Below are 5,788 nucleotides of genomic sequence, written 5' to 3'. Positions count from 1 at the left end.
TCCACTGCATTGTTCTAAGGCTTCATCCACAGCTAAGTTAGCAGCAGCTTCCCAGGCATCACTACAACTATGGGAAAACTTCCTCAATACTCGCTTAGCATGCGCTTTGGCCCTCTGACAGGGGTCAAGACTCGAGAGATCCATAAGATCGACTTTATAACTATCAACTGAAAAGTCGACGGCATTAATAACCCCTGTTGGCGTTGGTTTTTTTAATACTTGGGCTTGACTCATTGAGGAGATGGATAAAAGTATTGTAAAGACCACCCCACTCATTAATGTTAATAATTTCTTCATTGCATCCTCCTTCACACAAAAAGTTAGAGTTAAAAAATTACGGTTTATGACCTCGCCAGATTTATGCCAAACCAGCCAAAAAAGTACTTAACTGAAATCATTGGTGTTTTGTCCCATATATTTCGCCCCACGCCCTGTTTTCTGTATAAAAGGGGGGTTCTTTCCCCAATCTATGCTTATTTTTTAAACATCGACATACAGATAGAACGCAATGAGGCGAAACTGTGAATTCAGCTTAACAACTCATTGAAATAATAATTGATTAGAGGTTATCCCCAGCACTGCATACCATGTGTATAAGATAATGTAGGGTAATATAGGGCAGCTGAGGATTATTCGGCTGAAAATTTGAACTGATAACTGCCGATTTGGATGAGATCCCCATCGGAGAGCGCATGTTCTTCAATGCGTTTGGCGTTTACCAACACGCCATTTGAACTTTTTAGATCGACCACGACAAAATTCCCATTCATGAAATTAATGGCTGCGTGTTGGCGGCTCACCTTAGCTTCTTTAAGCACAATGTCATTGGTGGGAGAACGGCCTATGCTGGTGTTTTCGCCCAACAGGATTTCTTTGTCGTCATAGTCGCCTTTAAGCACAATGAGTTTAGCTTCGGTATCAGCTTGCTCAAAGGGCACCTTAGCCTTGGTGGCGTCAGAGACTTCTTCGTGAGTTGCAGCGGCTTCTTCGGATTCAGGTGCTTCTAATGGAATCCCACGTAAAATATTAGACAGCGAATCATCAAAGTTGGCTGGCTTTTTAGGTTCTTCGGTTTTGGTTTGAACCGGCGGGGCCTCTGGTTTTTCTGGAACTATTTTTTCAGGTTCTGCTGAGAAATAATCGCCCCCTGAGTCTTGTAAAAACAAATCTAATTCGTCGTCTAAATTGTCTAAGGAAATATCTTCCACCTTTTTTTCTTCTTTAACGGGTTGAACGGGTGCAGAGGGAGGGGTTGGCTTAGCTTCAACTTCAGGTTCAGCTTTGGGGAGGACGGCAGCTGCTTGTTTAGCGGCTAATCTAGAGTCGGTGCCAGGTTCTTCAGGAATAGGGCCACCCACAATTTGCTCGTATTGCTCAATAGAGTGATTGATAACGCCTAAGATATTTTTAACTCCATCGATCTTCTCATTCTGTTCAGCCTCGATCGATTGAAATTTGGCGTCGGAATATTCCCCTAAGAAATGCCGAAATTTGGCCTCTTCTAAAACTTGTTCTAAGCTTGCAACTTGATTTTCTTGTTCTTTGCGAGCCGTGTAGAGCCCTAACAATTCTTTAGAAATTTCTTTGCGTTTGCCTTCAAAGGCCTTTTGAATGTTTCGTTTTTTATCAACATAATCTTGCTGGACCCGAGCAAACACCGAAGGGGATACTTCCTGGCGATGTTGATTCATTTTCTCCAGGCGTTCTAAGACGGTATTAAGCTCTTGCTTAATTAAATTAGCTTCATCAAACACATCTTGTTTTATTTGATAAGCACTTGAATCTATAAGTGAATTATTCCCCATGTTTTTACCTTCTTGCTGTTTAGTGGTTCGCTCTTGAGTTGCTATCTTCGCCATGTACGGTATCTCCTTTTAAGATATTTTATCAGCTTTATCGAGTTGTGCCAGCAATTTTTATTGAAAGGGGCCCTGGAAAGGCCTAAAAATGATTGCTTGATTAATTATGAAATAAATAGAAAAATAGAAGGAATATCAGAGGGTTTTTAGTTTTTTAAGGGATACAAAGGGTTTAAATTATGGCTGGTAAAAAAGATGCCAAACCTACCAAGCAGGATGATCTCGACAAAACGCTGCTGGATATCGATATCCGTAACCTGAAACCAGGTGAAGACGAAGACGCCGATTCCGATAAGACCATCGTAGATATGGATATCACCAAGTTTAAGGAAGAAATGCCAGAAGAAGAGAGTGGTGGGTTTAGCGACCCAGAGCTGACGTATGTTTTAGAAGAAGAAAAGAAAATAGGGGAGGTTACCGAAGAAACCAATCTCAATCATTTTCATAAAACCCAAGCTGAAAACACAGATCTTAACATTGTAGCTCCGCCGATCGAAATAGAAGCGCCCCCCGCACCCAAGCAAACGACCGAACCCCTTGCTAAAACCCCGCCGGTGTTTCCATGGCTAGGCATGGCTTTGGCCGGGGTGTTTTGGATCTTTAGTCTCATTGCCTGCCTTGAAATTCTTCGCAAAGGCACTTCTTTAAAAATGGCCGTCTTTGCGGCTTTGGGTTTGCAAACTTTTTTAATTATAGGCGGGGTGCTTCGCAAGTTTTCCAACACAACGTTATGGCGTTATGCGGGTTTGATTTATTTAGGATTGTACTATTATAATCTTCTGCGTTTTAATTCTACCGATCCCCAGGCCCTCACTTTTTTTGGTATTACAACCGAAAGGCTTTTAGTCGTATGGGTATTGCTGACCTACCTTTTTACAAGTTCATTAGGGATTTTAAAACGTAACTTTAAATTATGGTTGCGCGTTGGTTTAATCGCCCCGCTTATTGTTTACTTAATACCGGTTATTTTAACGATCATTTATAAAAGCACCTTAGAAGACTTGGGCCCCTTTTCATTTGGCATTGAAGGCTTGCCCTTTGCACTGCGGCCCATCTCTTTGTCTTTGGGTTGGCTCCCTATCGTTGCTTCTATGATGATAGCGATGAGTTTTTTCGTTACCGACTCGCAAGCACGTTGGGCTTCTTTTCGCCAAGAATTTGGCCCAAGTTTAATTTTGTTAATTCTATTATTTTTATCAGGGCATACTTTGCTTAATCGCCAAGGCATTTTGCATCCTTTAAATTTTGTTTATCGCATGCAAGTTCCTTCGGGATCAGCGTCGGCAAACTTAACCACGGGTGGCCCACTGCTAGCGGTACAGGCCAATATAAAACCGGGCGTTCAAGTCGCACCTTTGATTCTAGCGCTTTCTGAACCTGCTTTGGAAAAGGGGCAACAGGTTGTTTACGCCATGGTTAAAAATTCAGAAGGTCGAGATTTTTTTGGTCTTAAACCCAATCAGTTTTATTGGAAATTAGACGAACAAAAAATCAAACCAGCAAAATTGCTTTCGGTGTCTCGTCAGCACAAAACTCAACATAGTTTGATCGTGGTTAATCCGGTGGGTTTGAATGGCGCACATGAAATCATGATCAAACGTGCCATCCAGGAACTGCTCACCACCAAAGGGCTAGCTAAACAAATTTTAATTTATACCCCCAAAGACAATACCGGACTAACTTCGTTTGTTGAATCGGCTTTGAAAAAAGATGCCGCGATCCGGTCGGTTATTTATGTTGGCGCAACCCTGGATGAACCAGCTAATGCTTTAAAAAATACCGTTGAAAAAAAGAAACTAAAGTTTGCCTCAATTTTGGCAAACGCCGTTGAGCCTAGTCAGATTTACAGCAGTATTTTGCAAAAATTGGCCGGTGATTTTGGGCTTTATCGCCTCCAACTCGAAACCGCTAGCCTTGAGCCCACCCTCAAAATACTACCCTCTGAAGATAACACGGCCATCGATTTTTCCTTAGCAGGAATGCAACCCGATGCAGCTGCGATGGTGTTAGTTAAAGCCGGGGACCAAATTTTAAAACAGCTGGGTTATCAAGAAAAATATCATCTACCTTTGCAAACCATCCCTGCTGATGCAGGGCCGCTCACGATCGAGCTTATTCAAAATGAAAAAAGTTATTTATTCAACCTGCCTTTGCCCACTTTTACCGCAGGTAAAGCTAATTTTGTTAATTTGTTCGACAAGAGTTTGGTTTCGGGAACTCTTAATTTAGAAGTCGGGGTTGATGGGCAAAGCAGCCGCAGTATTAAGTTTGTTGAATTCTTTTTAGATGGCAATAAAGTTGGCACAGCCAGTTCAGAACCCTTTCAATTTAAATGGGACACTTCTTCCGAAGAAGAGGGCGAACATCACCTGCAAGCCATCACTAATTTTTCAGATGGCGACCATCAAACTCTACAAGCCATAGTTTTTGTGAGCAAAGACATGCCAGAGTTTAAGCTGCTTCGGCCCAATGTGGGTGAATATCTTTCGAATGTAACTGAAATTGAAGCCACCGTAAGTGGTGCTTATTTCAATCAAATTCAAAAGGTAGAATTTTATATTAATGGTGAATTGATTGGCGAGGCTTTGCAATCGCCTTATCGTTATTTGTGGGATAATTCTAATTATCATACGGGGAATTATTCTGTTCAAGCCAAGGCCCTTTTGCCATCCGGGCAATTTTTGTCAACCGGGGTAACGGTTAAATTAAGTCAGGCCAAGTTATCACTTGCAGCGCAAGAAGGAACCAGTGGCATGCTTTACCCGGATCATATTTTGTGGGTGCTCGATTATTCTGAATTTGCCAAAACGCCCATTTTTGGTGGCCGAGTGGTCGATCAAATTGCAACCTTAGGTTTAGATGCAATTACAAAGCTGCCCGATCAATTATCTTCAACTTTAATCACAATGGGAGGTGGCAAACCCTTAACCCATCACCATTGTCGAGATGTAAGCATTTTCAGAACGCAAAAAAGTGATTGGCGTGCGAATTTAAATACCCTTTTTCCAAAAGGAGAAAGACCTTTAGAATTTAGCCTGCGCCAGGCCCATCAAATTTTGAAAAAAGCCAAGGGGACCCACCGTATTATTTTGGTTACTCATGGCTGGGATACTTGTGAAGGGGATCCTTTTGCAGCCGTTGAGGGTTGGCAAAAGCAGGGTGATACCACGCGAGTCAATGTGATTGCTTTAGGTAGCTTGTCTGAAAAAGAAGAAAGCCTGTTGCGAGGCTTGGCCGAAAAGGGGAAGGGTAATTTTTATGGAGTGGCCAATCTAACCTCGCTAGAGCAAGCCTTAGAAAATGCCACTCGTATTTATTTTCGACTGACTGACTTTAAAGGTAAAAATGTTTTAGAAGCCCCTTTAAGCACCAAAGCTTATTCGATTCGGGCGGGGGAATATCGTTTAGAAGCTGATTTAGACCCACCCCTTATCAATGAAAAGTTTGTTCTCCCCAATGGGGCCGATCGCCAGATGCACGTGCTGATGCAGAACGGTAAATATCAATTTCAAGAATAATTTCTAGAAAACTCGCCTAAGTTCTTGCTGTGGAGAAGCCATCGCGGAAGCGGCGGGGCCCCCAATGAGGATTAGCAGGCATGGACTTTCTGTCATTGCGAGCCCAACGGGCGAAGCAATCTCACCGGTTAAACAGAAGAGATTGCTTCGGCTGGATGGCCTCGCAATGACAGAGAGTCGCCGATGGAGTGCGGCTGACGAAATAACCCAAGCGTTCTCCCTGCAAGACTGAAGCATTACGTTTTCCACTTATTAATTTCCACTTATTAATATGTACAAGCCGAGTCAATATGTCAGTTAACTGCCGAGTGAAAATGTCAGTAGGCAGTTTTCATATTGAGTTAACATTTTTAAAAAAGATGTCATTGCGAGCGAGCTGAAGGCTCGCGTGGCAATCTTCGTTATTTAACT

At 42.5% G+C, this 5,788-nt stretch carries 3 protein-coding genes; 1 reads left to right on the top strand and 2 read right to left on the bottom strand.

The window, feature by feature from the left end:
* Positions 1–297 (bottom strand): hypothetical protein (locus tag HYU97_01145; protein ID MBI2335354.1); only part of this gene is annotated, 297 nt, incomplete at its 3' end.
* 332 nt (positions 298–629) lie between these two features.
* Positions 630–1,859: an FHA domain-containing protein gene (locus tag HYU97_01140; protein ID MBI2335353.1), complete on the bottom strand. Its 1,230-nt coding sequence runs from the start codon at positions 1,857–1,859 to the stop codon at positions 630–632.
* A gap of 179 nt (positions 1,860–2,038) precedes the next feature.
* Between HYU97_01140 and HYU97_01135 the strand changes: the two genes are divergently transcribed.
* Positions 2,039–5,377 (top strand): hypothetical protein, encoded by a 3,339-nt coding sequence (locus tag HYU97_01135; GenBank protein MBI2335352.1) that lies wholly within the window; start codon positions 2,039–2,041, stop codon positions 5,375–5,377.
* Positions 5,378–5,788: the final 411 nt, after the last annotated feature.

The organism is Deltaproteobacteria bacterium (assembly GCA_016183235.1).
Classification (GTDB): domain Bacteria; phylum UBA10199; class UBA10199; order DSSB01; family JACPFA01; genus JACPFA01.
Note: the sequence above shows the minus strand (reverse complement) of the source record. Positions and strands in the feature narration are given on the sequence as shown.

Bases quoted from the DNA above. Each gene is read 5' to 3' on its own strand.
- HYU97_01135 (MBI2335352.1), top strand. From the start codon at position 2,039: ATGGCTGGTAAAAAAGATGCCAAACCTACCAAGCAGGATGATCTCGAC.
- HYU97_01140 (MBI2335353.1), bottom strand. From the start codon at position 1,859: ATGGCGAAGATAGCAACTCAAGAGCGAACCACTAAACAGCAAGAAGGT.